At 68.1% G+C, this 25,232-nt stretch carries 19 protein-coding genes; 1 reads left to right on the top strand and 18 read right to left on the bottom strand.

The genetic code is table 11. The annotated features are described in order from the left end of the window. Window positions 1-15: 15 nt before the first annotated feature. From rapZ to ASD65_RS00915, 5 genes are all read right to left on the bottom strand, one after another. Entirely contained in the window at window positions 16-897 is an 882-nt protein-coding gene (gene rapZ, locus ASD65_RS00935) for an RNase adapter RapZ (RefSeq protein WP_056217188.1), read from the bottom strand. A 25-nt stretch (window positions 898-922) separates the two neighbouring features. Then, on the bottom strand, window positions 923-2,833 hold the full coding sequence (uvrC, locus tag ASD65_RS00930) for an excinuclease ABC subunit UvrC (protein ID WP_056217185.1): 1,911 nt from the start codon (window positions 2,831-2,833) through the stop codon (window positions 923-925). Between the two features lie 2 nt (window positions 2,834-2,835). Then, window positions 2,836-5,721 (bottom strand): excinuclease ABC subunit UvrA, encoded by a 2,886-nt coding sequence (uvrA, locus tag ASD65_RS00925; protein WP_056217181.1) that lies wholly within the window; start codon window positions 5,719-5,721, stop codon window positions 2,836-2,838. A 126-nt stretch (window positions 5,722-5,847) separates the two neighbouring features. Continuing rightward, complete coding sequence (locus tag ASD65_RS00920) at window positions 5,848-8,136, bottom strand: 5'-nucleotidase C-terminal domain-containing protein (RefSeq protein WP_056217178.1); 2,289 nt, start codon at window positions 8,134-8,136, stop codon at window positions 5,848-5,850. Window positions 8,137-8,297: 161 nt separating this feature from the next. Continuing rightward, window positions 8,298-8,738 carry a MarR family winged helix-turn-helix transcriptional regulator gene (locus ASD65_RS00915; RefSeq protein WP_056217176.1) on the bottom strand — a complete coding sequence of 147 codons (441 nt, stop codon included), beginning with the start codon at window positions 8,736-8,738 and terminating at the stop codon, window positions 8,298-8,300. A gap of 36 nt (window positions 8,739-8,774) precedes the next feature. Here ASD65_RS00915 and ASD65_RS00910 point away from each other — a divergent pair, with 36 nt between their 5' ends. Beyond that, window positions 8,775-9,029, top strand: coding sequence for a hypothetical protein (locus ASD65_RS00910; protein WP_056217171.1), 255 nt, complete (start codon window positions 8,775-8,777; stop codon window positions 9,027-9,029). 6 nt (window positions 9,030-9,035) lie between these two features. Here ASD65_RS00910 and ASD65_RS00905 read toward each other — a convergent pair whose 3' ends face one another. The 13 genes from ASD65_RS00905 to coaE all read right to left on the bottom strand — a co-directional run bounded on the left by ASD65_RS00905 (window position 9,036) and on the right by coaE (window position 24,718). Then, window positions 9,036-9,566: a hypothetical protein gene (locus ASD65_RS00905; RefSeq protein WP_056217168.1), complete on the bottom strand. Its 531-nt coding sequence runs from the start codon at window positions 9,564-9,566 to the stop codon at window positions 9,036-9,038. Continuing rightward, window positions 9,563-10,843, bottom strand: a complete 1,281-nt coding sequence (locus ASD65_RS00900) for a DUF58 domain-containing protein (RefSeq protein WP_056217166.1) — start codon at window positions 10,841-10,843, stop codon at window positions 9,563-9,565. Before ASD65_RS00900 ends, ASD65_RS00905 begins: the two co-directional genes overlap by 4 nt. Further along, window positions 10,843-11,847 (bottom strand): AAA family ATPase, encoded by a 1,005-nt coding sequence (locus ASD65_RS00895; RefSeq protein WP_056217161.1) that lies wholly within the window; start codon window positions 11,845-11,847, stop codon window positions 10,843-10,845. Before ASD65_RS00895 ends, ASD65_RS00900 begins: the two co-directional genes overlap by 1 nt. Window positions 11,848-11,854: 7 nt before the next feature. Further along, window positions 11,855-12,340, bottom strand: a complete 486-nt coding sequence (locus ASD65_RS00890; RefSeq protein WP_056217158.1) for a hypothetical protein — start codon at window positions 12,338-12,340, stop codon at window positions 11,855-11,857. Continuing rightward, the gene (locus ASD65_RS00885) at window positions 12,337-13,056 is read right to left on the bottom strand and encodes a DUF4129 domain-containing protein (protein ID WP_056217155.1); all 720 of its coding nucleotides are present in this window, start codon (window positions 13,054-13,056) and stop codon (window positions 12,337-12,339) included. The genes ASD65_RS00890 and ASD65_RS00885 overlap by 4 nt, the downstream gene beginning before the upstream one ends. Window positions 13,057-13,131: 75 nt before the next feature. Continuing rightward, a complete protein-coding gene (gene uvrB, locus ASD65_RS00880) occupies window positions 13,132-15,210 on the bottom strand; it encodes an excinuclease ABC subunit UvrB (protein ID WP_056217152.1) in 2,079 nt (692 codons plus the stop codon). A 57-nt stretch (window positions 15,211-15,267) separates the two neighbouring features. Next, window positions 15,268-16,401: an alpha/beta hydrolase fold domain-containing protein gene (locus tag ASD65_RS00875; RefSeq protein ID WP_056217150.1), complete on the bottom strand. Its 1,134-nt coding sequence runs from the start codon at window positions 16,399-16,401 to the stop codon at window positions 15,268-15,270. Next, complete coding sequence (locus ASD65_RS00870; protein WP_056217146.1) at window positions 16,398-17,399, bottom strand: LacI family DNA-binding transcriptional regulator; 1,002 nt, start codon at window positions 17,397-17,399, stop codon at window positions 16,398-16,400. The genes ASD65_RS00875 and ASD65_RS00870 overlap by 4 nt, the downstream gene beginning before the upstream one ends. Continuing rightward, window positions 17,396-18,379: an alpha/beta hydrolase gene (locus ASD65_RS00865; protein WP_056217144.1), complete on the bottom strand. Its 984-nt coding sequence runs from the start codon at window positions 18,377-18,379 to the stop codon at window positions 17,396-17,398. Before ASD65_RS00865 ends, ASD65_RS00870 begins: the two co-directional genes overlap by 4 nt. Further along, a complete protein-coding gene (locus ASD65_RS00860; RefSeq protein WP_082561515.1) occupies window positions 18,376-21,036 on the bottom strand; it encodes an ABC transporter ATP-binding protein/permease in 2,661 nt (886 codons plus the stop codon). Before ASD65_RS00860 ends, ASD65_RS00865 begins: the two co-directional genes overlap by 4 nt. Continuing rightward, entirely contained in the window at window positions 21,033-21,977 is a 945-nt protein-coding gene (locus ASD65_RS00855) for an ABC transporter permease (RefSeq protein ID WP_056217140.1), read from the bottom strand. Before ASD65_RS00855 ends, ASD65_RS00860 begins: the two co-directional genes overlap by 4 nt. Window positions 21,978-22,059: 82 nt before the next feature. Then, a complete protein-coding gene (locus ASD65_RS00850; RefSeq protein ID WP_162248463.1) occupies window positions 22,060-23,628 on the bottom strand; it encodes an ABC transporter substrate-binding protein in 1,569 nt (522 codons plus the stop codon). A gap of 463 nt (window positions 23,629-24,091) precedes the next feature. Continuing rightward, the gene (gene coaE / locus ASD65_RS00845) at window positions 24,092-24,718 is read right to left on the bottom strand and encodes a dephospho-CoA kinase (RefSeq protein ID WP_056217136.1); all 627 of its coding nucleotides are present in this window, start codon (window positions 24,716-24,718) and stop codon (window positions 24,092-24,094) included. Window positions 24,719-25,232: the final 514 nt, after the last annotated feature.

Raw genomic sequence — 25,232 nt, 5'->3', positions numbered from 1 at the left:
GGAAGAGGATCTAGCCTACTCGCGGCCGAGGTCGCGATGTGTGACTCGCACCGCGACGCCGGGCAGTTCTGCGATCCGGGCGGCCAGTTCGAGGGCCATCACGACCGAGCGATGCTTGCCGCCGGTGCAGCCGACGGCGATGACGGAGTGGCGCTTGTTCTCGCGCTGGTAGCCCTCGAACACGGGCTTGAGCGCCGCCGCGTAGGCGTCGATGAACTCCTCGGCGCCGGGCTGCTCCAGCACGAACTCGCGCACCGCGTCATCCTGTCCCGTCAGGGTGCGCAGGTCTTCGTTCCAGAACGGATTCGGCAGGAAGCGGATGTCGGCGACCAGATCCGCGTCCGGCGGCAGCCCGTACTTGAAGCCGAAGCTCATCACGGTGACCGTGTGGCGGGCCGTGTTGATGTCGGAGAACAGGTCCACGACCTGAGTCGAGAGCTGGTGGATGTTGTAGTTGGAAGTGTCGATGATGACGTCGGCGCTCTCACGCACCGTCGCCAGACGGGTCCGCTCGAGGCGGATGCCGTCCAGGATCGTGCCGTCGCCCTGCAGCGGATGCGGGCGTCGCACGGCTTCGAAACGGCGCACCAGGACGTCGTCGGCGGCATCCAGGAACATCACCCGTACGTGGCGCGCGTCCCGCAGTGAACGGGTCACCTCGGGGAGCTCGGCGAACAGATCGCGCCCGCGGACGTCGACGACCACCGCCACCTTCGGCAGCGCTCCCCCGGCGAGCTCGGTGAGCTCGAGCAGCGGACGCAGCATCTGGGGCGGAAGGTTGTCCACGACGTACCAGTCGAGGTCCTCCAGCGCGTTGGCCGCGGTCGAGCGTCCCGCACCGGACATTCCTGTCACGATCAGCACTTCGCCCGGCTCTTGACGCGTCGCGTCAGTCATGACCACCCCCGTCGTCGGGTCCAGCCTATCGACTCGTGAGATGTGCGTGCACCGCCTCTGCGAGCTTCGGGCCGATCCCGGGCAGCTCGGCGATCTCGTCGGGGGTGGCCCCCTTCAGAGCCGTCACCGAGCCGAAGTGCCGCAGCAGCGCCTTGATGCGCGACTCGCCGAGCCCGGGCACCTCGGCGAGCACGCTGGTGATGTCGCGCTTGCGCCGACGGCGCTGGTGCGTGATGGCGAATCGGTGCGCCTCGTCGCGGAGCCGCTGCAGGAGGTAGAGCGCCTCGCTCGTGCGCGGCAGGATGACCGGGAAGTCCTCCCCCGGGAGCCACACCTCCTCGAGCCGCTTGGCGATGCCGCACAGCGCGATCTCGGGGTGCCCAGCATCCGCGAGGGCTCGCGCCGCCGCCGCCACCTGGGGCTGACCGCCGTCGACGACCAGCAGCTGCGGACGGTAGGCGAACCGCGGGCGCTTGCGCTCGGTCACGACCTCGCCGTCGGCCGCGGCATCCGGCACCTGCTCGACCTCCTCCGGCCGGTCGAGGTAGGCGAGCCGCCGCATCAGCACCTGGTGCATCGAGTCGGTGTCGTCCGTCGTCTCGGTGATCGAGAACGAGCGGTACTGGTCTTTGCGCGGCAGCCCGTCTTCGAAGACGACCATGGATGCCACCACATTGGTGCCGCTGAGATGCGAGATGTCGAAGCACTCGATGCGCAGCGGCGCCTCGGCGAGTCCGAGCGCCTCCTGCAGGTCGGTGAGCGCCTGGGAGCGGGCCACGTAGTCGCTGGTGCGCCGGGTCTTGTGCAGCATCAGCGCCTGCTGCGCGTTGAGGCTCGCGGTCTTCATGATCTCGGCCTTGCGCCCGCGCTGGGCCACCTGGATGCGCACGGCCTTGCCGCGCCGCTCGGACAGCCACATCTCGAGCTCGGCGGCATCCTCGGGCATCTCGGGCACGAGCACCTGCTTCGGGATGTCCGCGGCGGAGGCATCGCCGTACGTGCGCTGGATGACCTGATCGACCAGGTCGGCGCCCGAGATGTCGAGCTCCTTCTCGATCGTCGTCGCCCGCACACCGCGCACACGACCACCGCGGATCACGAAGTGCTGGACCGCGGCCGACAGCTCGTCCTCGGCGATGCCGAACAGGTCCGCGTCCGTGTCGGGAGCCAGCACCAGGGCGCTGCGGTTCAGGACGGCGTCGATGGACTGCAGCTTGTCGCGGTAGTCCGCGGCGGCCTCGTAATCCATCGCGGCGGAGGCCTCCCGCATCCGCTTCGTGAGGTCTTTCGTGAAGCGCTGATCACCGCCCGACATGAACGCGACGAAGTCGTCGACGATCGCGCGGTGCTCCTCGATCGTCACCTTCATGGAGCACGGTCCCCCGCACCGCCCGATCTGGCCGGGGAAGCACGGGCGACCGGTCTGCATCGCCTTCTTGTAGCTGGCGTCACTGCAGGTGCGGATCGGGAAGACCTTGATCATCAGGTCGATCGTGTCGTGCACCGCCCACACCTTCGGGTACGGGCCGAAGTACTTCGCGCCCGCGATGCGGCGGTTGCGCGTGACGATGACGCGCGGCGCCTCATCCCCGAGCGTGATCGCCATGAACGGGTAGGACTTGTCGTCCTTGTAGCGCACGTTGAACGGCGGATCGAACTCCTTGATCCACATGTACTCGAGCTGCAGCGAGTCGACGTCGCTCGCGACCACGGTCCATTCGACGGATGCCGCGGTCGTGACCATCCGCCGCGTGCGCTCGTGCAGCGACCGCAGCGGAGCGAAGTAGTTCGACAGCCGCGCCCGCAGGTTCTTCGCCTTGCCGACGTACAGCACGCGCCCGTCCGCGTCCCGGAACCGGTACACCCCGGGGTTGGTCGGGATCTCCCCCGGCTTCGGGCGATACGGGAGCTGCTCGAGCCGTTCGGATGCAGCCACGCTCAGCCGGCCTTGCGGGCCGCCTGCATGCCGAGCACCTCGGCGAGGAAGGCACCCGTGTGGCTGGCCTCGGCCCGCGCGACCTGCTCGGGGGTTCCCGTCGCGATGATCTCGCCGCCTCCGGACCCGCCCTCCGGACCGAGGTCGATGACCCAGTCGGCGGACTTGATCACGTCGAGGTTGTGCTCGATCACGATGACCGTGTTGCCCTTCTCCACGAGGGAGTTCAGCACCTCCAGCAGGCGTCGCACGTCTTCGAAGTGCAGACCCGTGGTCGGCTCGTCGAGCACGTAGATGCTTCGGCCGTTGGAGCGGCGCTGCAGCTCGGTGGCGAGCTTGACGCGCTGCGCTTCGCCGCCGGACAGCGTGGTCGCCGACTGGCCGAGCCGCACGTAGCCGAGGCCGACGTCGACGAGCGTCTTCAGGTACCGGTGGATCGCCTGGATCGGCTCGAAGAAGTCCGCGGCCTCCTCGATCGGCATCTCGAGCACTTCGGCGATGTTCTTGCCCTTGTAGTGCACGGCCAGGGTGTCGCGGTTGTAGCGCTTGCCGTGGCAGACCTCGCAGTCGACATACACGTCGGGCAGGAAGTTCATCTCGATCTTGATCGTGCCGTCGCCCGAGCACGCCTCGCAGCGGCCGCCCTTGACGTTGAAGCTGAAGCGGCCCGGCTGGTAGCCGCGCACCTTCGCCTCGGGCGTCTCGCTGAACAGCGTCCGTACGCGATCGAACACGCCGGTGTAAGTGGCCGGGTTGGAGCGCGGGGTGCGCCCGATCGGCGCCTGGTCGACGTGCACGACCTTGTCGAGGTTGTCGAGGCCCGTGACGCGCGTGTGCTTGCCGGGCACGCGGCGGGCGCCGTTCAGGCGCGAGGCGAGGACTTCGTACAGGATGTCGTTCACCAGCGACGACTTGCCCGATCCGCTGACGCCGGTGACGGCCGTGAGCACGCCGAGCGGGAAGTCCACCGTGACGTTCTTGAGGTTGTTCTCGCGCGCGCCGACGACCGTGATCTTGCGGCTCTTGTCGAGCTTGCGGCGCTTCGTCGGCGTCGGGATCTCGCGGCGGCCGGACAGATAATCGGCGGTCAGCGAGGCGCGTTCGGTCAGGAGCGCGCTCAGCGGACCCGAGTGCACGACGTTGCCGCCGTCGACGCCCGCGTACGGGCCGATGTCGACGATCCAGTCGGCGGCGTGGATGGTCTCCTCGTCATGCTCGACGACGATGAGCGTGTTGCCGAGGTCACGGAGGGCGACGAGCGTCTCGATCAGGCGGCGGTTGTCGCGCTGGTGCAGGCCGATCGACGGCTCGTCCAGCACGTACAGCACGCCGGTCAGACCGGAGCCGATCTGGGTCGCCAGGCGGATGCGCTGCGCCTCACCGCCGGAGAGCGACCCCGCGGAGCGGCTGAGGTTGAGGTAGTTCAGGCCGACCTGGATCAGGAAGTCCAGGCGCAGCCGGATCTCGCGCAGCACCTGCGCGGCGATCTTGGCCTCGCGGTCGCTGAGCTCGAGCTGCGCGAAGTACTTCTGCGCGTCGGCGAGGCTCAGGTGCGAGGCATCCGCGATCGAATGACCGTGCACGAGCACCGCCAGCACCTCGGGCTTGAGGCGATCGCCGTTGCATACGGCGCACGGCACCTCGCGGAGGTACTCCGACCAGCGCTGACGCTGCGCATCGGACTCGGCCTGCGTGTACTGGCGCTCGATGTACGGGACGACGCCCTCGAAGCCGGAGGCGTAGCGCATCTCGCGGCCGTAGCGGTTCTTCCACTTGACGGTGACCTTGTAGTTCTCGCCGCGCAGCACCGCGTCCTGCACATCGACGCGCAGGTCGCGCCACGGGGTGTCGAGCGAGAAGTTCAGGTCGGCGGCCAGTCCCTCGAGCAGCCGCTCGTAGTACTGGAACAGGCCCTTGCCCTGCGTGGTCCACGGGATGAGCACGCCCTCGCGGATCGAGAGCTCCTCGTCGCCGAGCATGAGCTCGACATCCACCGACATCCGGGTGCCGAGACCCGAGCAGGTCGGGCAGGCGCCGAACGGCGCGTTGAAGGAGAAGGTGCGCGGCTCGATCTCGGTGAGCTGCAGCGGGTGCCCGTTCGGGCAGGCCAGCTTCTCGGAGAAGGACTGCCACGCGGCATCCCCCTCTTCGTCCACGAAGTTGATCTGCAGGATGCCGCCGGCCAGCCCCAGGGCGGTCTCGACGGAGTCGGTGACACGGCTGAGGATGTCGGGGCCGGCGACGAGGCGGTCGATGACGACGGCGATGTCGTGCTTGTAGCTCTTCTTCAGCGTCGGCGGCTCGGCGAGCTGGATCATCTCGCCGTCGACGATCGCACGCGCGTAGCCCTTGGCCCCGAGCTCCTTGAAGAGGTCGACGAACTCGCCCTTCTTCTGCGAGACGACGGGGGCGACGACCTGGTAGCGGGTCTTCTCGGGCAGATCCATGAGCTGGTCGGCGATCTGCTGCACCGTCTGGCGCTGGATGACTTCACCGCACTGCGGGCAGTGCGGCACGCCGATGCGCGCCCACAGCAGACGCATGTAGTCGTGGATCTCGGTGATCGTGCCGACCGTGGAGCGCGGGTTGCGGTTGGTCGACTTCTGATCGATCGACACCGCAGGGCTGAGGCCCTCGATGAAGTCGACGTCGGGCCGGTCGACCTGTCCGAGGAACTGACGGGCGTAGGCGCTCAGCGATTCGACGTAGCGACGCTGGCCTTCCGCGAAGATCGTGTCGAACGCGAGGCTGGACTTGCCCGACCCGGAAAGGCCGGTGAACACGACCAGAGAATCGCGGGGAATGTCGAGATCGACGTTCTTGAGGTTGTGGACGCGGGCACCGCGGACACTGAGTTTCGAGGGCGCGGCGACGGGGACAATGGGCACCCGTCAAGTGTAGGCGGGGCCTCCGACACGGGGCTGGCCGTTCGCTCGGAGCACCCCTCCGCACGAGGCGGACGCAGCGGATGCCGCGGGGTCAGGCGACCCCGCGGCATCCGTGTGACGCGGCTGCTACCAGACGAACACCGGAATCTTCACGCTCGTCGAGGGCTTCACCTGATCATTCCCGGCGTAGGAGACCGACAGCTGGTGCACACCCTTCGGCAGCCCCTGCAGCTTCACCTTGACGATGCCGCGATCCTTCGCGGTCAGCGTCGCCGTCGCGATCGGGGTGGTCCCGTCGAACACGGTCACCTCTCCGGTCGGCGCCGCGCCCCGGGCCGCCACGATCACGGTGTATTGGATCGCCGAGTTGCTCTTGGCGAGCAGCTTGTTCGGAAGACCCAGCGCGACGCTCTCGGCGCGGTGGAACACCGGGACGGTGAGCTCGATGCTCGTGCCGCTCGGCGTGGTGATCGTCAGTGGCACGGTGACCGTCGCGCCGAACGGCGCTCCCCCGGCTGCTCCTTCGGGCACCGTGACAGACAGTGACGCTTGGCCGTTCACGTCGCTGATCGTTGTCGGCAGCGTGTTGTCGATGGCGGCGGACCCCACAGGAGTACCCGCGATCGCGACGTCGACCGTGCCGGCGGGCGGCTCGGTCGTACTGAACTCGAGCGATGACAGCGCGATGTCGACCGTGCTGCCTACCTCATAGCCCTGAGCGGTCGGGGCACTCAGCGTGGCACCGATCGACCGCTGCCCGTAGTCCGGCGTCGCGGTCTGGATCTCGGCCATGTAGGCGACCATCGATTCGAGGTCCACCTGCCCGGTGTCACGCTTGTCGGCGCCGTCGGCGAAGGCGAAGAAGTTGTCGCCGCCGGTGCCGAGGAACGAGTTGACGACGACTCGGTACGACGCCGTCGGATCGATGTCGACTCCTTCGAAGGTCATCCGCGTGATGCGCGAACCGGGTGCGGCGGCGGGGTCGAACGCGTACTCGAAGCCCTTCGAGATGCCGAGCTTCAAGAACGGACGCTGCGAGCCGGCCGGCTGCCACTGCTGCTCCAGAACCTGTCGGATCTGGTCGCCGGTGATCGACATCGTCACCAGCGTGTTCGCGAAGGACTGCACGGTCGCCGCTTCCTTGTAGGTCAGCACGCCGTCCGGCGCGAACGCCATGTCGGCGCGCAGTCCGCCGGGGTTCATGAACGCGATCTGCGTCGCGGTGTCGGTGCGTTGCGCGGACCACAGCTGCGCGTCGGCGACGAAGTTGCCGAGCGTGGATTCTCCACCGCGATTCTCCGCACCGCTCTGCAGCTTGGCCCGGTTGAAGTCCGCTGTCAGCGTGCCGAGCTGCACGCCTCCGGGGCCGGCAGCCGCCGCCACTGCGTCGGCGACCATTCCGGCGATCGGATCACCCGCGGGTACCGGATACTGCGCAGCCGCGCCGACGTACATGCTGTAGGTCGTGTTGACCATCGACAGCACCTGCTTGGAGTCGGGATCGACGTTGATCACCATGTCGCTGAACTTCTCGCCGTACTGACCAGAGGAGATCACCGGGCGCATGCCCGTGTCACCGGCGTAGGGCACCTGGTGGCTGTAGGCGAGGTGGGTGTGACCCGAGACGATGGCGTTCACCTTCGGGGTCACGGTGTTCACGATGTAGCCGAAGGGCGAGTTCGGGTCGGTGGCCGCGGCGTAGCTGGTGTTCGCGGCGCCCTCGTGGATGAGGAGCACGAGGACATCCGCCTCCAGGTTGGCTGCGTCACCGTCGGTGAGGCGGTCCGCTGCCGCGTTGACGCTGTCGACGATGTCGCGCACTTCGAGGTCCTGGATGCCGCCCGGGCTGACGAGGGACGGCAGCTCCTCGGTCACGGCGCCGATGAAGCCGACCTTGATGCCGTCCATCTCCTTGACCCACGACTCCGCGAGTGCGGTCTCGTTCGTCGACTTCTCGAAAACGTTCGCGGCGATGTACTCCCAGTTCGCACGGTCCTGGATGTGGCCCTTCAGATCGGCCCATCCCTTGTCGAACTCGTGGTTGCCGGCCGCGCTGACGTCGAGACCCGCAGCATTGAGGGTGTCGATCGTCGGGTTGTCATCCTGGATGAACGACGTGAAAGTGGATGCCCCGACCAGGTCGCCCGCAGCGGCGAAGACCGTGTTCGGGTTGGCGGTGCGAATCTGATTCACCGCGGTGGCGACGGCGGCGATGCCGCCGGCGGGTGCGCCCGCCTCGATCCGGCCATGGAAGTCGTTGATCGTGACGAGGTCGATCTTCACCGGATCGGCGGCCTGCGCTGCGGGGGCGCCGAGCACGCCGGCTCCGAGCGCGGCAACGGCGATCGCGGCCCCGAAGGCCAGTCGACGTCGGGAGCGCGATGGGTGAAGAACGGGATGTGACCGAGAGCGCATGTGAGACTCCTCTTCCGAACCGATGGGATCGGGTGGAGCCGCGCGGGGATCATGTCGGCGCGCCGCTCCCCCACCGAGAGCCTAGAAGTTTCCTGGGAGTTCGCCTAGTGATCCAGATGAGAGTTCATCGATCTGTCGCGCGTCGGTGCCGATCCGGTTCGCTACTGATCGTGCATGGATCCCGCGAAGGGCCCGAGCCCGTCACGCAGCGCGCTGAGCTGGGTGGCATCCATGCCGACGCTCCGCATGATCTGACCGGGGACTTCGAGCGCCGCAGTGCGCAAGGCGGCGCCCGCCGCGGTCAACTCGATGTCGAGCACCCGCTCGTCGCCGGCCCGTCGGCCACGGGTGAGCCGCCCCTGCGCCTCGAGCCGCTTGACGATCGGCGAGAGGGTCGCGGGCTCCATCGCCAATTCGTCGGCGAGATCGCGCAGCGAGCGCGGCGCGCGCTCCCACAGCGCCAGCATCACCAGGTATTGCGGATGGGTCAGCCCCAACGGCTCCAGGACCGGTCGATAGATCGAGACGATGTTGCGCGCCGCGGTCACGATCGCGAAGCACACCTGGTTGTCGAGCTTGAGCATCTCGTCACGCGGGTCCATGCCGGAATCCTATCTGCCCTATTAGTTAGTACACTAATGATCATGACACGACGTGAGGATGCCGCATCCGGTGATCGCGAACCACTCCGCAAGCGCGTGCGCGACGCCGGCGGCTGGTACCCGTGGATCAACACCCGGATCGTCCGTCTAGCCGGTCCGGCCGCGGTCGGGCCGTACGACACGACGCCCGAGCCAGTGCGCACCGAGCGGCCGTGCCCGCTGTGCGGGGCGCCGATGTCGCAGCACACGTTCGATCGCAGCGGTCCGAAGCCGCTGATGCACTGCCCCTAGTCCGACCTAGGCGCGACCCGCGCGCTCCCGGCGCGGCACGACGACGAGCAGAACCGCCGCCGCGGCGGCGCAGCCCGCGCACAACGCCACGATCGCGGCGACGCCCGTGGGGAGATGCCACGGACCGAAGGCCAGCACGACCACGAGCACGGCCGCCGCGGGGATCTGGATCGCGAGCAGTCGTCGCACCGTGGGCACCACCGCGCGCACCTGCAGCGTTCCCCGCCAGTCGACCACGAGCGTCAGCGCACCCAGGACGTGCAGGAGGTGCACGATCGCGAGCACGGCGAACGGCCGCAGATCGAGCGCCGGGGGAAGGCCGACCAACTGCGCGAGCGCGATGATCGCGGCGCTCGCCCACGTGCAGACCGAGATCGGCACGATCGCCCCCAGGACGGCCAGCGCGAACGCGACCCAGGCCATCGGGAACGGCACCAGCACGAAAGCGCTCGCCCCGAGCGCGACGATCGCGACCCGCAGCGCGACGGCGGGCACCGTCGCCTGCGCGTGCACCGTCGCATGCCGGTATCGGTTCACGAGCGCCTCCTCGGCCGCACGAGCGCCCGCAACGCGGCCGCACGTTCCTCGTCGCCGCCGGCGCCCGCCCACACCAGCACGTCGACGCCGCTCGCACGGACCGCGTGCAGGCGGTCGTCGTGCTCGCCCAGCACGATCCGCGCCGCCACCCGCTGCTCGCGCGTGAGTCCGCCCAGACGCGGCGCGGGGAGGGTGTCCACAGCGAGGGTCGTGTGCCCCGCCGCACGCCAGAGTGTCGCAAGGCGCGCCACATCGTCGTCGAGGAACGGCGAGAGGAGCACGACCAGCGCGCCCGCGGGGACCAGCGGCGCACGCACGCGCCGATCCTGACGGGCGTGCGCCGAGGCGGTCGCGATGGAGGCACGCAGCCGCTCGCGGTGCCGGGCGCCCGACCCGCGCGGCACCTGGCTGCGCGGACGGGACAGCACCTGGAACGAGACTTGATCGGACGCATCGAGGTAGGCCGATGCGAGGCTCCACGCGGCCTCCCGCGCGACATCGAGCGACCGCGCGCCGACCAGCGTGGGATCCTGCAGCGCCCAGTCGGACACGTCTGCGCCGACATCGTCGGTGTCGTCCAGGACCAGCGCAACGTCGATGTCCGACGTGGCGAAGGTGCGACGGACGTACAGGTCGCCGGGACTGCGCCCGAGTCGGGCCGTGGCCTTCCAATCCACCCGGCGCAAGCGGTCGCCCGGAGTGAACGGATGGATGTCGCGGAACTCTCCCCCGTCGCCCGGTCGAAGGGACTGGTGCGCGCCTGTGAGTCCCGTCGGGCGCGGCGGCACCGGGATGCCCCGCATGCGCAGCACCGGAGGGTCGAGTGTCATCGCGACCTGCACGTCGGGCCCTGTACCCGTCACGGTGAGGGCATCAGGCCCTGCCGCGCCCGCCGTGACCGCGAGCAGCGTCTGGCGTCCGGAATGCGCCACGGGTACACGGACCACGATGTCCGCGGTCGGGCCGGCGGCCGTGAGCCAGTGCACATCGACGCTCGATGCCGTCAGCCGCAGCGGGACGAGCTGGGCGCCTTCGGCGGCGACCTCGACGCGCACCGGCGCCACGGCCAGGTCTCCGTCGCGCTCGAGCGGAAGACGGGTGAGGGTCACGCTGGTCGGCATCCCCCGCATCCGGGTGAGTCCTGATGCGGCGACGGCGACGATCAGCACGACGCCGACCAACGCGACATCGGCACGCCCGGCGATGAGCGCGCCGGCGATCACGACGAGCCCGACTCCCACGCCCGCGGCGGCGGCGGGAGAAGGTCGCGCCTGCATCAGACCTCGACCGTTGCACGCGCCACGGCCGGCGGACCGGCGACGCGACCGACGATGCCTTCGACGATGCGTGCGGGGTCGGTGCCTGCCGCCCACGCGGCCGGCGTCAGGCTCAGGCGATGCGCGAGTGCCGGCACGGCGACCGCTTTGACGTCGTCGGGCGTCACGTAGTCGCGACCGTCGATCACCGCGAGGGCCCGACCGACGAGCATCAGCGCCTGCGAGCCGCGCGGGGACGCGCCGACCTCGACGGCAGGGTCGGTGCGCGTCGCAGCCGCAAGGTCGACGCAGTACCGCACGATGTCGGCGTCGACATGCACCCGCTCCACGCCCGCCTGCATCGCAGCGAGGTCATCGGCATGGACGACGGCGGCGACCTCCGCGACCTCCTTGCGGCGCGAGATCCGATTCGCGAGCACGAGCTCCTCCTGTGCCCGATCCGGATAGCCCACACTCAGGCGCACGAAGAAGCGGTCGAGCTGCGCCTCCGGGAGCGCGTAGGTGCCCTCGTACTCGATCGGGTTCGCGGTCGCGATGACATGGAAGGGACGCGGCAGCGGGAAGCTCGTCCCCTCGACGGTCACCTGTCCCTCCGCCATCGCCTCCAGCAGCGCCGACTGCGTCTTCGGCGCGGTGCGGTTGAGCTCGTCGGCCAACAGCAGGCCCGTGAACAGGGGCCCCGGGCGAAACACGAAGTCGGCCGCATCCGGTGCGTACACGAACGATCCGGTGATGTCCGACGGCAGAAGATCGGGTGTGCACTGCAGACGGCGGAAGGGAAGGCCCATCGCCGAGGCGAGGCTGCGCGCCGCCAACGTCTTGCCGAGCCCCGGGACGTCTTCGAACAGCACATGGCCACCGGCCAGGATGCTCGCCAGGGCGATCCGCAACGGTGCGGCCTGGCCGATGACGACGTCCTCGACGGCGGCGAGGATCGCCGCCGCCGCGCGAGCGATGGCGGGCGGGTCGAACGGGGCGGGCGCAGCGGCGGGAGTGTCGTTCACGGCGATGTCAGTGTCCTTCCGGGGAGACGGAGAGTCCGTCGAGCAGAATGATCGACCGCTCGACGGCGGGCAGTCGTGGGTGGGTGCGCGGGTCGGTGATGATCCCGTAGGCTTCGGCGCCGAGCAGCTCCAGGAGGGCGGCGCGGTCCGTGTCCGCGTCGAGGTCGTAGCCGAGCCGGGTCAGGCGCGCCCGGGCGAAGGACCGCAGGCGTCTGAGCCCCGCGTCGCCGACCGTGCCGCGGACGTTGCGCATCGACCAGGAGAGCTGCATGATCTCTGACCGGGTCCCCGGTCGCTGGTGCGGCGGCTCGGCATCCCACGCGAGAGTGCGGACACCGCCGTAGGCGTACCTGGTGAGGATCGCGACCATGGCGAGCGCGCCGAAGGCGACGGCGAAGCCGGGCGCGACGCCGAAGAGCCACAGCGTTCCCGTCGTCACGATGCCCGCGGCGACGATGGCCGCGACACGCCTCCAGGACAGCCAGGAACTCATCCCGGCAGCCCCGCGCTCTGCTGCCATGACGCGCGCAGCCGCACGAGGCTGCGCCGGGCGGTGTCCACGGATGCCGCGTCCGCGGGGTGCGCACCGAACCGCACGTCCTGGTACAGGGTGAGAAGCTGCTCGACGGCCGCCTGGTCGGCGTCGAAACGACCGACGATGCGCGCCGCATACTCTGCCGGAGTCTCGGCCGCCGACCGCGCGGCCCCCGATGCGGATGCCGCATCCTCGAGTCCGAGCCACGCCTGCACGACGGCATCGGCGGGTTCGCGCTCCTCGTCGAGGATGTCGAGGGCGCGTTCGATGCCCCGACGGACAGCGGGAGCGACATCGGGCTCCGCCGCGCTGACATCGGCGCCCACCTCGAGGCGCACGCTCGGCTCGTGGCTCCGCTCGATTCCGCGGAGCCTGCGCCACAGCAGGTAGGCGCCGGCCGCGAGGAGCGTGACCACGACGACGACCAGCACGACCATGACCCACTGCGGGATGTCCGTCGGCACCGGCACGGCGCGATCGGGCTCCGGAGGCGGGGAGAACTCTTCGCCGGTCGCCATCGGCGCCGGCGGAAGGGTGACCTCGGTCTGCGGGAGCGTCCAGTCCGGTGCGCTCCACTGGAGAGGACCGGCGAGGGCGATGCCCGCGACGGTCACAATGCCGAGCCCGATGACGAGTGCGAGCCCCCCGCGACCGGGGCGGTTCGCAGCATCCATTCCCCGACGCTACCCCCTGCGCACCGCGAACACCCGCCCTGCACACAGGGAAGTGCAAAGATCCAGCGGCGGCGCCTACGCGTGCCCTGCGCGCTCCATGGCGCGCAGCTCCTTCTTGAGGTCCTGCACCTCGTCGCGCAAGCGCGCGGCGAGCTCGAACTTCAACTCTCCGGCCGCCGCGAGCATCTGGTCGCTCAGATCGGCGATCGTCGCTTCGAGCTGGTTGGCGCCCTCCGCGGCGATCCCCTCGTGCCGCAGCCGCGGCGTCGGCGACTTGCCCTTGCCGGTCGAGCCGGCCCGCCCCTTGCGCGCGAGCATCGCGGCGGTGTCAGCCCCCTCGCGGGCGAGCGCCTCCGTGATGTCGGCGATCTTCTTGCGCAGCGGCTGCGGGTCGATGCCGTTGGCGACGTTGTAGGCGATCTGCTTCTCGCGGCGACGATCGGTCTCATCGATCGCCTTGCGCATGGAATCCGTCATGTTGTCGGCGTACATGTGCACCTCGCCCGACACGTTGCGCGCGGCGCGACCGATGGTCTGGATCAGGGAGGTGCCCGACCGGAGGAAGCCCTCCTTGTCGGCGTCCAGGATTGCCACCAGTGACACCTCCGGCAGGTCGAGACCCTCGCGCAGCAGGTTGATGCCGACCAGGACGTCGTAGACGCCCGCACGCAGCTCGGTCAGCAGCTCGACCCGGCGCAGGGTGTCGACGTCGGAGTGCAGGTAGCGCACGCGCACCCCGTGCTCGCTGAGGAAGTCGGTCAGCTCCTCGGCCATCTTCTTGGTCAGCGTCGTCACCAGCACGCGCTCGTCCCGCTCCGCACGGATCCGGATCTCCTCGAGGAGATCGTCGATCTGCCCCTTCGACGGCTTCACGACGATGTGCGGGTCGACCAGTCCGGTGGGGCGGATGATCTGCTCGACGACGGTGTCGGCGATCCCCATCTCGTAGCGGCCGGGTGTCGCGGAGAGGTAGACGGTCTGGCCTACGCGGTCTTTGAACTCGTCCCAGCGCAGCGGCCGGTTGTCCATCGCGCTGGGCAGGCGGAACCCGTGCTCGACGAGCGTGCGCTTGCGCGAGGCATCCCCCTCGTACATCGCCCCGATCTGCGGGACGGTGGCGTGCGACTCGTCGATCACGACGAGGAAGTCGTCGGGGAAGAAGTCCAGCAGGCAGTGCGGCGCCTCGCCGGGTTCGCGCCCGTCGAGGTGCCGCGAGTAGTTCTCGATGCCGGAGCAGAAGCCGAGCTGCTGCAGCATCTCGAGGTCGAACGTCGTGCGCATGCGCAGGCGCTGCGCCTCGAGCAGCTTGTTCTGCGACTCCAGCTCCTTCAACCGCGCCTCGAGCTCGGTCTCGATCGTGCCGATCGCACGCTGCACGGTGTCGGTGCCTGCGACATAGTGCGAGGCCGGGAAGATCGGGATGGCGTCGAGCTTCTGGATGACGTCGCCGGTGAGCGGGTGAAGCATGTAGAGCGCTTCGATCTCGTCGCCGAAGAGCTCGATCCGGATCGCGTACTCCTCGTACACCGGGATGATCTCGATCGTGTCGCCGCGGACACGGAAGTTGCCGCGGGAGAAGTCGACGTCGTTGCGGTTGTACTGCATCGAGATGAACTTGCGGATGAGGGCGTCGCGGTCGTACCGCTCGCCCACCTGCAGGGCGACCATCGCGCGCATGTACTCTTCAGGCGCACCGAGGCCGTAGATGCACGACACCGTGGAGACCACGACGACATCGCGGCGGCTCAGCAGGGAGTTCGTCGTGGAGTGACGGAGCCGCTCGACCTCGGCGTTGACGGACGAGTCCTTCTCGATGAACGTGTCCGTCTGCGGAACGTACGCCTCCGGCTGGTAGTAGTCGTAGTACGACACGAAGTACTCGATGGCGTTGTTCGGCATCAACTCGCGGAACTCGGTCGCGAGCTGCGCCGCCAGCGTCTTGTTGTGCGCGAGGATCAGCGTCGGACGCTGCACCTGCTCGATCAGCCACGCGGTCGTGGCGGACTTGCCGGTACCGGTCGCACCCAGGAGCACGACATCCGTCTCACCCGCGTTGATGCGCGCCGTCAGCTCGGCGATCGCCTGTGGCTGATCGCCGGACGGCACGTATTCGCTGACGACCTCGAACGGGCGGACGGAACGGGTGGCCTGCATCGTTCCAGCGTACGTGGGGGCTACGACATCGCGGGCGGCGTTCGCCGAGCGCGGAGGCTAGGGGCCTAACAGCGTCGACAATCCGGCATAGATGTCGCCGGCCATCCGAGCGGAGGTCGCCGGAGCGGCGACCGTGTGCGACATCGGGTACTCGTGGTGAAGAACGCGAATGCCGGCCGCGCGGAGTCGATCACGCCATTCGACACCGCCGAGAGCCACCTCGTCGAATTCGCCGGTAAGGATGATGGCCGGCGGAGCTCCCGATGCGGGCGCTCCGAGTGCTGGTGAGACGAACGGCGCCGTGGGTGGCAGGTCGGCTCCCAGGTAGCCGCGCAGTTGGCGCTCGCGCGCCTGGCGTGCGGCATCGCTCGTTCGATGGAGCGGGGCCGGATCGGCGAGATTCAGCGCCGGCACGACGAGCACCTGCGCCGCCAGCGGCGGATGCGGTATCGCTCGGTGGGAATCGATCACGGCGGCGACTGCCGCCACGTTGCCGCCGGAGGACACCCCGAGCACGGCAAGTCTTGAAGTGTCGGCCGCCAGTTCGGCCGCGTGCTCGCGCACCCAATCCAGCACGACGATGAGGTCGACGATGGATGCGGGGTACGGATGCTCCGGAGCGAGGCGATAGTCCAGTTCGACCACCGTTCCATGGATCGCCCGTGCGATCCACTCGGACATCGGCCCGTCCAGCTTTCGCGGCAGATCCCCTCCCCCCATCCAGAACGCGCCGCCATGGAGCGCGATGACGACAGGTCCGGACGTCACCCCGTGGGCGCGGTAGAGACGCACCGGCACCTCGACGACATCGGGAACCGTCATCGGCGGCACAGGACCGAGCGGTAGCGCCGACTCCTGCGCGACATCGAGATCATGCAGCGTCATCGCGGTCGGGACCGACACCGTCGACTCGTGGATCTCGATCCCGCCGGCTGCACCGATCGGCAGTTCCGGCAGCCGCGGGGCATCGGGACCGAACATCCGCTCGGACACCTCGTCGAGGAGGCGCCGCGCGAGGAGCGCGTACTCGTTGTGCGCTGCACGCGCGCGAGCCAGTTGAGCGGTCCATTCGCGATCATCGACACCCGCAGGCCTCTGGAACGGCGGCTCCGGCGGTGCGGAGAGCCCCTCACGCACCGTGAGGAGCTCGGACGCGAGAGCTCCGAACGGTGTGGAGGTGTCGATCATCATGTGGTGTCCCCTTCGACAAGTTCGACAGCCACGAATATCTGCTGCGTCGGCTGCGTCGGATCCTGCATGTGCTGGACCAGCTGCTGAGCACCGAGGAATCCGGACTGCTCGAGCGGTTGCCGGACGGTCGTGAGACCGAACGTCTCGGCCAGCGGACCGCCGTCATAGCCGACGACAGAGAAGTCCCCCGGAACGGAGGCGCCGCTGGCACGCAGTCCTGACACCAGGCCGGCGGCGATGAGATCGTGGTGGGCGAGGATGCCGAGCGGTGGACCGCTCTTGGCCAGCAACGTCCGTGCCGCGGCGCGACCGCCATCGGGGTCGCTGGATGCCGTGAGCCGTTTCACCGCGTCCCTCGGGAATCCGGCATCCACGATCGCCCGCATGAACCCCGCTGTCCGTCGCTGGCCCTGCGAAATGTAGTCCGTCGAGATCTGCCCTTCACTGACGTACAGGAAGCGTTCGATCCCCTTGTCCACCAGGTGGCGACCCGCCAGGTATCCGCCTCGTTCGTCGTTGACGATCACATTGGTGAAGAGCGGGTGGTGGGAGTCGATCAGTACTGTCGACAGCTCCCGTTGCAAGAGACGCTCGGCCAGATCCTGGTCGACGGGAACGCCCATGATGATCAACCCGTCCAGACGTCCCGACAACGGCAGCGCTGAGAGGAGCGGCGACGGTGTCCGTGCCGCCGACTCGTGATCGAAGACCAGCACCTCCCGTCCGCTCTCCCCCAGGGCTCGCAGCACGCCCTCCAATCGCACACCGAATGACGGATAGGAGGTGAACGGTGCGATCACCCCGATACGATCCAGCGCAGTGCGCGCGCGGTGCGCCGCGATCTGGTGGGGCACGAATCCGAGCTTGTCGATGACAGCGAGTACTCGTTGACGAGTGTCGGCGGCCACGCGCGCGGGACGATTCAGGGTGTTGGAGACGGTGGCGATCGAAACGCCCGCAGCCTCGGCGACCTCGTAAATGGTGAGCGAGCGCGTCACGAACCGACCGTTCGCTCCCTGGCCGCTGGGCCGGTGTGGACGTCACGCAAGAGCACTCCCGCACGCGCCTGCCACTCTTGCGCCGGTTTCCACACTCGGTCCAGGGACAGCACTCCGTGGAGGGCTCCCGCAGTGCACTCCTCATCGACCGGCACGCCCGCTCCACGCAGGCGTGCGGCGAAGCGCTCAGCTCCCGGACGCAGGGCGTCGAACTCCGAGACACGTATGTACGTGTACGGGAAGCGCGTGAGGTCGCTCGCATAGAGAGGCGAGACCCTGTGGTCCAGCGGTTCTGCGTTTCCCTGCAGATAGAGGGCGAGAAGCTGTTCGTACTCTTCGCGGGTCGACCTGTCCGCCAGGTCCGGCAGCGCCGAGGGCGAAAGGTCCACCGCCGGGACCTCCAGCAGCAGCACACGCAGGAGCCGGGCTCGCTCACCGAGCTCGATCGTTGCGGCGGCGGCGAGGTTCCCGCCTGCTGACACCCCTCCGAGCGAGACGTTTCGCGGGTCGTGGCCGATCCCCTGCGACGTCGACAACGCCGCGTCGAGCACGAGGAGCGCATCTTCCAAGCCTGCAGGAAACGGATTCTCGGGAGCGAGTCGATAGTCGACGGCGAGGACGGCGACTTCGCCCTCGACGGCGCGTCGTCGGCAGATCGCATCGGTCACGAGTTCATCGATGGTGCCCGCCCAGAAGCCACCACCGTGCAGATGAACATGCAATCCTCCCTGCCAGTCGTTAGGAAGATAGAGCCTGCACCGCACCGAAGCCGATCCTTCACCCATCACGACCTCCCGCACCGAGCCGACCGCGACCGCGGGTCGGCTGTAGCGCAGAAAGGTCAAGTCCGCCAAGGCGAGCGCATAGCGTCGCCGCTCGGACACCGACAGGTGGGACAGGTCGTCATCCGGGTGCTCGTGCACGAAACGGGCGACGGGCTCGGGGAGCAGCGCAGTCAGTTCTGCGGGGGCAGGCTTCATCCGGTGTACCTCACTGTATCCAGCGACCGGCCGCGCTGCAGCGCGGGGTCGGCGATCGGGGCGGCCTGCAGAAGTGACCGCGTGTACGGGTGGGTCGGGTCCGCGCACACGGACTCGGTCTCTCCCGCTTCGACGATCTCTCCGCGATACATGACCGCCAGTTCATCGCAGAAGTTGCGCACGACCGACAGATCGTGGGAGATGAACAGATAAGCGACGCCGAGGTCCCTTTGCAGTTCAGAGAGCAGATCGAGGACCTGGGCCTGTATCGACAGGTCCAGCGCGCTCACCGGTTCGTCACAGACGATCAGCTTCGGTTCGAGAACGAGAGCGCGCGCGATCGCGATCCGCTGACGTTGGCCGCCGGAGAACTGGGCGGGATATCTGGCGCCGGCCGAGGCGTCGAGCCCGACGCGCTCGAGAGTGGTGCGAACACGCTCCCTCGCCTGCGCAGCGCTCAGTCCGTGCGCGCGGGTCAGTGGTTCCGTCAGGGTCGCACCGACGGTCCGCACCGGGTTCAACGACCCGTAAGGATCTTGGAAGATGACCTGGATCTCGCTCGTGAGCTGCCGCCGACGCTGCTTGCTCGCGTGGGCGATCTCCTCTCCTCCGAACAGCAAGCTGCCGCCGGAGACCGGCACCAGACCAGCGATCGCCGAACCCACGGTCGACTTCCCCGACCCCGATTCGCCGACCAATCCGAGGGTGCGACCGCGTGCGATGCTCAGCGTCACGCCCTTGACCGCGTGGAGCGTGGTGCGGCGGCCCCCCGCGTCACGAGACGCGTAGTCCACACGCAGATCGTCCACGACCAGCAGTGGGCTCTCGATGGACTCCGTCGCGCGCGCTCTTCGGTCTTGGCGGTCGGGCTCGTGGTCGAGCATTCCCCGTGTGAATGCGTGCTGCGGCGCCGAGAACACCTCCGTCGTCGCGGCCTGCTCCACCACACGTCCGCGATACATGACGGCGACGCGGTCGGCGATATCGGCAACCACCCCCCAATCGTGGGTGATGAGGAGGAGGGAGAGCTCGCCCGACCCCTGACTGAGACGGTGCAGCAGCCCGAGGATCTCGGCCTGCACCGTGACATCCAGAGCAGTGGTCGGCTCGTCCGCGATCAGGATGTCTGGATTTCCGGACAGCGCCGCGGCAATGACGATGCGCTGCGCCATCCCTCCGGAGAGCTGATGGGGATATCGTCGCGCAACGGTCTCCGGCTCCGGTATGCCGACCGTCTCAATCAGTTCGATCGCACGCCGACGTGAACTGCGCACGCCGACGCCGGTATGTAGTCGGACAAGTTGGGCGAGCAGATCACCGACCCGGACCGAGGGGTCCAGCGAAGGCTGCGGGTCCTGCGTGATGTAGCCGAATCGAGCACCGCGCACGGCTGCGAGCTCGCCGGCAGGGAGATGCGAGATCTCCGTATCGCCGACCCAGATCTCACCGACTGTGACGCGCGGGCCGCGTGTGAGGCCGAGGATGGAGAGTGCCGTGATCGACTTGCCCGATCCGGACTCCCCGACGAGGCACAGTGTCTCCCCTGCGCGCACGTCGAAGGTGACGTCCTCGACGAGGGTGAGCGGTCCCGACGGGGTGTCCGTGACGACGGTGAGTCCTCGGACCCGAAGGATCGGAGCCGCCCCCGTTTCGACGCGGTCGGCATCAGCGGTTGTCGCTTGTGTTTTGGCGGCGCTCGCACGTTTGGCGGCCTTCCTGGCCTTCCGCAGAGACCGTGGGGTCGGCATCGTCCCGGTCCACCGCTCGGCGACGGCATCGCGCAGACCATCTCCGAGCAGAGTCAGGCACAGCACGACCGTGATGATGATGCCCCCGGTGGGGATGAGTAGCCACGGCTGACGATTGATGTTCTCGCTCGCCGTGGTCACCAGGTTTCCCCAACTGGGATTGGGGAGCCGCTCCCCGAATCCGAGATAGCCCAGTCCCGTCTCGACCATGATCACCGCGCCGGCGAAGATCGTCGCCTGGACGATGATCGGGCCCCCCAATCGCGGCAGGACATGACGCACGGTCACTTGCGTCTCCGACAGCCCCATCGAGCGCGCCGAGCGAACGTAGAGCTCATTTCGGATGATGCGGGTGTTCCCACGGACGACGCGCATCAGCAACGGACTCGTCAGAATGCCGACCGTGATCATCGCCGTCGTCATGCTGCCCGGAATGATGGTGAGCACCACGAGGATGATGATGAAGCTCGGGATCGAGAGCATCACTTCCGCTCCACGTGTCAAGACCCCGTCGGCCATGCCCCGTGACATGCCGGCGACGAGCCCCGCGGTCGCTCCGACCACGAGAAAGACGACCACTGCCTGCACGACACCGAGCAGAGTGGTTCGTCCGCCGTACAGCAGGCGGGAGAGGACGTCTCGTCCGAGGTCGTCTGTCCCCAGCGGATACGTGCTGCTCGGACCCTGCAGGATCGCTGTCAGGTTCTGGGCCAGAGGGTCGTGCGGGGCGATCCAGGGCGCCAGCGCCACCGCCAGCACGACCACCACCAGAATCACGCCGCACGCCCAAACCTGTGGTCGTTTGGCAAGCAGCCGCCGAAGTGGCTGCACCGTGCGCGTATCTGTGGGGCCGATGGGCGGATCCGGCGGCCGCTGCGAGATCGGGCCTGCCGTGGTGAGCTCGGTCATGCCGTGGTCTCCTTGACGTTCAGCCTGCTGTAGACGATCTCGACCACCAGGTTGGTGACGACGATCACGACCGTGAAGATGAGCGTGATGATCTGCACGACGGGCAGATCATGCAGCAACGTGGCGTTGACCGAGTACCCCCCGAGCCCGGGTATGACGAAGACCGTTTCGATGAGGACCGTGCCGGAGGTCAGGCCGATCATCTTCATTCCGAGGATCGTCACGATGGGAACCGCGGCGTTGCGCAGCGCGTGCCGCCACACGATCGTGCGCTCCGAGACACCGTGCGCCCGCAAAAGCACCACGTACGGTTGCGCCAACTGCTCGGCCACCGCGTCACGGGTCTGTTTGGCCAGGAGAGCAGTCCCGCCGAGCGTCAGCGTGACGACGGGGAGAATCATGTGCTGCAGCCAGGGGCCGAAGCCGTCCACCAAAGGGGTGTAGCCGCTGGTCGGCAGAAGTCGGAGCTGGACGGCGAAGACGGCCGCCAGCACGAGCCCGATCCAGAACGTCGGTACCGCCATCCCGAGCAGGCTTGCGACATCGGATGACTTTCCGAGCCACCCGCCCTTGGAGGCTGACAGGACACCGAACGTGATGCCCAGCAAGGAAGCGCACACGAACGTGCAGAGCATGAGCACGATCGTCGGCTCGATGCGGTCCTGGAGGATCTCGCTGATGGGGACGCCGGTGACCAGGGAACGTCCGAAGTCACCCCTCAGGACACCGCCGATCCAGGTGATGTACTGCTCCCAGACCGGAAGGTCCAGGCCGAGCTGCGCCCGGACCTGTTCGTATTTTTCTTGACTGGCGGTGGGACCCACGACCGTGCGCGCAGCATCGCCGGGCGTCAGCGAGACGAGGACGAACGTGAGCGCCGAGATCGCGAAGAGCAGCACAACGCTCATCGCGAACCATTTCAGGAGCCTTCTGAACAGCATTCGGGTCCTCAGCAGTTGGGTGGACACAGGGATCGGTATCGCGGGTGCCCACTCCGAGGGGTGGGCACCCGCGACTGTCGGGCTACTCGGCCGGCGCGATCTCGCGCAGCGGTACCTGAGGCCTCGCCGGCGTCGAGACGATCGGCGCGAGGTCTGTGCTGGCGAAGACGAAGACCGGGAGGTACACCATCGGGGCGAACCACGCGTCTTTGACCAGAATCGACTGGATCTCCTCTTCCAGGCCGCGACGCTTCTCCGGCTCGGCCATGGCCGCCTCCGTGTACAGCGCGTCGATCTCGGCGCTCTGCGTGTGGAACGGGTTGAAGACCGCGGACGGACCGAACAGTCCGTCATACTCCATCCACATCGGCTGAGAACCGTATCCGACCACGGCGGCGGGGAACTGTGCGCCGGCCATGCCCTGGAAGTAGTCCGCCGACGGACGCGCATCCAGTTCGATCGTGATGCCGACCTCCGCCAACTGCTGCACGATGACCTGAGAGATCAGGGCCTGAGTCGCCGAGGTACTGGCCACCACGGGCAGCGTGAATCCATCCGGATATCCGGCCTCGGCGAGAAGCTCTTCGGCCTTCTTCGGATCGTATTCGTAGTGTCCGGCGAGCGCTTCGACATATCCGGACTCGGACGGCACGACGGTCTGCTCCGACGCGAATCCGTACTCCCCCACCAGCGCATCCGCAACGGTTTCACGGTCGAGCGCGAAGTTGATCGCCTGACGGACTCGAACATCGTCGAGCGGCGACATCGTGCCTGCACGGTCGTTGAGTGCGAGTCCGACAAAGATCGTCGGCGCGAATGCGACCTGGAATCCCTCCGACTCCGCAGCGGATGCGGTCGTCAGATCTCCCGATACGTAGTCGAACTCGCCGGTCTTCAAACCGTTCAGCCGCTGATCCGTGGTCTCCACGACCGTGAGCACGATCTTCTCCCAGTGCTGATCCTCCGGGGCCCAGTAGTCATCTCGTGCGACGTAGGTGTACTTCGACCCTGACACCGTGGCCGCGGCATCCAACACGTAGGGTCCTGCCCCCGCGGTCTGAGTGGCGAGGCCCTGTGGGTCCGACTCGATCGCTTCAGCCGAGATGACCATCCCCGCGACCCAGCGCTGAGTCAGCGTGTTCGGTACGAGAGGGTGCGGGGTGTCCCACGTCATCGTCACTGTGTACTCGCCGGTCGCCTCGTAACTGCCACCGGAGATCAAGGTGCCGACGTTGCTCGTGCCTTCGTTGAAGTACTCGAAGTTCGTCACGAGCGCCTCGGCGTTCAGGGGGGATCCGTCGGAGAAGGTGACCCCTTCGCGAAGCGTGAGCTCGAACACCTTGTTCTCGTCGTCGAGGTATTGCCACTCGGTCGCGAGACCCGGCAGCAGCTTCCCGTCGGAATCCTCCAAGATGAGAGCGTCGTAGGCCGGCTGGGCGAACGTGCTCGTGGACTGCTCCATGTTCGCGGGGTCGAGACTCGTCGGCGCCGCGGGGACCGCGACGTTGAGGGTGTCACCCTTCGTCGCGGTCGCTTGGGGTTCAGGGTTCTTCGCTGATCCGGCACAACCGGCCAGCAGCGCAACGGTCGCACCGATAGCAGTCACCATCGTCAGGGTGCGCGACAGGCGCATCATTCTCGTCGTCTTCAACATTGACCTCCTCGTCGTTGAGAGTTCGTGGTGTCACCGATGCGGACGCTGTGTGCCACTCTCGGTGCGCGTCGTGCGCCGTCACCGTGACAACTCAAACACGGCGAGACGGCACGTCCCACCGCTACATGTGAAGCTCTTTACATCCTCGGTTGCGCGGATCCCCGGGCAAGATGCGCACGGCGGAGCCGCCCCGGCGCCGAAGCGCGGGGGCAGCCGAGCCGTATCAGCCGAGCGCGGAGGCTGCCGCCTCAGATCGAGTCGTCCTCGCCGGACTCGAAGTCGCCCATGGCGAAGTCGTCCCAGTCGCCGTCGTCCGGTGCGGGCGGCATCGCGTGCCGTCCCTGTGTGCGCAAAGTCATCTGTCCCGCTCCCTCCGCCGGTCGTGCCGCGTCCGTGCGGGGACTCTACGCCAGGGTCGTGAACGCGACGTGACAGGGCCGTATCAGACGGATGTCGCGTTTTAGGCCGAGCCGGCGGCCCGTTCCGCGATGCGCGTCGGCAGCTCCGACCAGAGCGCGTCGACCTGACGGAGGGTGTCGTCCATCGTTCCCGCCGTGTCGATCACGACATCCGCGATGGCGAGGCGGGCCTCGTCCGAGACCTGTGAGGCGATCCGTGCGGTGGCGTCTTCGGCAGTCATCCCTCGCAGGCTGACGAGCCGTTCCAGGCGCACCTCGGCCGGCGCGTGCGCCACGATGATCAGCTGCCAGGGATCGGATGCTCGTGCCTCCACCAGCAGCGGCACGTCGTACACGACGACCGCGGCGGGATCCGCGGCCAGTGCCTCCTGCATCCGTCGCGTCGACTCCGTGCGGACGGCGGGGTGCACGATCGCGTTGAGCCGGCGCACCGCGTCGGGGTCGCCGAACACACGGGATCCGAGCGCCGCCCGATCCAGCGAGCCGTCCGGCAGCAGCACATCCTCGCCGAACTCCGCCGCGATCGCATCGAGCACAGGACTGCCCGGCTGCTGGACCTCGCGGACGAGCGCATCCGCGTCGACGAGCACGGCACCGTGCTCGACGAGGCGGCGCGCGATGGTGGATTTTCCGGAGGCGATGCCCCCGGTGAGCGCGACAATCGGCATGCATCGAGGATGCCACGACCGCGGTCGCCTCATCCGCGAATCGCGATTTTGGCTCAGTTTTTCCTCAGGAACCCGATCCTCGGGATCGCTTGGTACTTCCCTGAGGCTGCCTTGAGGCGCGGCTCATAGCGTCATTCCTGTCGCACCACGGCACCAGCCGCGACGCACACGATGCCGAACCGGTCGAGGGAGGGACAGTGATGGGAAAGTTGCGACGCGTCGCGCGGGGGCCCATGACTGCTGGCCGGCATCGACACGCTGTGCGCTGTGGCTCGGGGGGTCACCACGGTCGGTCTGGGGCTGATGTCATGGTGCGACGCATGCCCGCTCCCGTACGGGGGCGCAGAGACGCGCCGAAGCCGCGTCACTCGCTGGGGGCGAGCGACGCGCAGGGCGCCACACCGGGGCGGCCGTGGGGGCGGCCTCCCCGGTGACCTTCACGACGACACGGCCGGCCGGTCCGTCGATCCGGCGGGCGGCACAGTGAGGGGCATCGAGCATGGCCGGTGAACCG

The sequence above is a fragment of the Microbacterium sp. Root61 genome (assembly GCF_001427525.1).
In the GTDB taxonomy this organism is placed as follows: Bacteria; Actinomycetota; Actinomycetes; order Actinomycetales; family Microbacteriaceae; genus Microbacterium.
Note: the sequence above shows the minus strand (reverse complement) of the source record. Positions and strands in the feature narration are given on the sequence as shown.

Excerpts from the sequence above, each read along its gene's own strand:
- ASD65_RS00890 (WP_056217158.1), bottom strand. The coding sequence starts at position 12,340 with ATGAGTTCCTGGCTGTCCTGGAGGCGTGTCGCGGCCATCGTCGCCGCG.
- ASD65_RS00875 (WP_056217150.1), bottom strand. The coding sequence starts at position 16,401 with ATGATGATCGACACCTCCACACCGTTCGGAGCTCTCGCGTCCGAGCTC.
- ASD65_RS00910 (WP_056217171.1), top strand. The coding sequence starts at position 8,775 with ATGATCATGACACGACGTGAGGATGCCGCATCCGGTGATCGCGAACCA.
- ASD65_RS00920 (WP_056217178.1), bottom strand. The coding sequence starts at position 8,136 with ATGCGCTCTCGGTCACATCCCGTTCTTCACCCATCGCGCTCCCGACGT.
- ASD65_RS00860 (WP_082561515.1), bottom strand. The coding sequence starts at position 21,036 with ATGACCGAGCTCACCACGGCAGGCCCGATCTCGCAGCGGCCGCCGGAT.
- ASD65_RS00915 (WP_056217176.1), bottom strand. The coding sequence starts at position 8,738 with ATGGACCCGCGTGACGAGATGCTCAAGCTCGACAACCAGGTGTGCTTC.
- ASD65_RS00885 (WP_056217155.1), bottom strand. The coding sequence starts at position 13,056 with ATGGATGCTGCGAACCGCCCCGGTCGCGGGGGGCTCGCACTCGTCATC.
- coaE (WP_056217136.1), bottom strand. The coding sequence starts at position 24,718 with ATGCCGATTGTCGCGCTCACCGGGGGCATCGCCTCCGGAAAATCCACC.
- ASD65_RS00865 (WP_056217144.1), bottom strand. The coding sequence starts at position 18,379 with ATGAAGCCTGCCCCCGCAGAACTGACTGCGCTGCTCCCCGAGCCCGTC.
- ASD65_RS00900 (WP_056217166.1), bottom strand. The coding sequence starts at position 10,843 with ATGCAGGCGCGACCTTCTCCCGCCGCCGCCGCGGGCGTGGGAGTCGGG.
- uvrB (WP_056217152.1), bottom strand. The coding sequence starts at position 15,210 with ATGCAGGCCACCCGTTCCGTCCGCCCGTTCGAGGTCGTCAGCGAATAC.
- ASD65_RS00855 (WP_056217140.1), bottom strand. The coding sequence starts at position 21,977 with ATGCTGTTCAGAAGGCTCCTGAAATGGTTCGCGATGAGCGTTGTGCTG.
- rapZ (WP_056217188.1), bottom strand. The coding sequence starts at position 897 with ATGACTGACGCGACGCGTCAAGAGCCGGGCGAAGTGCTGATCGTGACA.